At 40.1% G+C, this 825-nt stretch carries 1 pseudogene; it reads left to right on the top strand.

From position 1 onward, the window contains the following. A pseudogene (locus DF216_RS10335) lies at nucleotides 1-825 on the top strand (FIVAR domain-containing protein); the annotation flags it as partial.

Genomic DNA, 825 nt, shown 5'->3' with positions numbered 1-825 from the left:
GTGCTAGAACAAAAACGTCCAGGATTAAATCATGTGGGAGTTACCGAAGGTAAGAAACCAGCGAGCGTGACTGCATACAATAATGAAATGACTAACATTCATGATGAACTGGAAGCAGCGAAAACAGAAGCAGATAGAGTGATTCATGATGACAATGCGACACCAGCACAAGTGACAGCGGCTATCGCAAAAATAGATGCGGTACAACCTAAGTTAGACAATGCAATTAGCTTACTTCATGACAAAGAAAATAATAGTGAGTTAGTTGAAGCGAAACGTCAACTTGATGAAGCAATAACAGAACAAGATCCAACGCCAGGAATGACGCCAGCAACAACAGATAACTATAGAGCGAAAAAAGCAGAAGCAGAACGAATTAGTTCAGAAGCTCAAGGTGTGATTAACAACGGAGATGCGACAGCTGAAGAAATCAGAGATGAGAAAGCAAAAGTAGCAGAAGCATTAACTCAATTAACTGAAGCGAAAAGTGCATTAAAAGCAGATAAATCAGTGTTAGAACAAAAACGTCCAGGATTAAATCATGTAGGTGTTACCGAAGGTAAACAACCGGCGAGCGTGACTGCATATAATAATGAAATGGCTAAAATTCATGATGAACTTGAAGCAGCGAAAACAGAAGCAGATAGAGTGATTCATGATGACAATGCGACACCAGCACAAGTAACAGCAGCTATCGCAAAAATTGACGCGGTACAACCTAAGTTAGATAATGCCATTAGTTTACTTCACGACAAAGAAAACAACAGTGAATTAGTGAAAGCAAAAGCGAAATTAGATGCAGCGACTAGCGAGGAAGATCCAACG

Source organism: Streptococcus oralis (genome assembly GCF_004127215.1).
Lineage (GTDB): Bacteria > Bacillota > Bacilli > Lactobacillales > Streptococcaceae > Streptococcus > Streptococcus oralis_BD.
The sequence above is the reverse complement of the archived record's forward strand: the minus strand, read 5'-3'. Positions and strand labels throughout refer to the sequence as shown.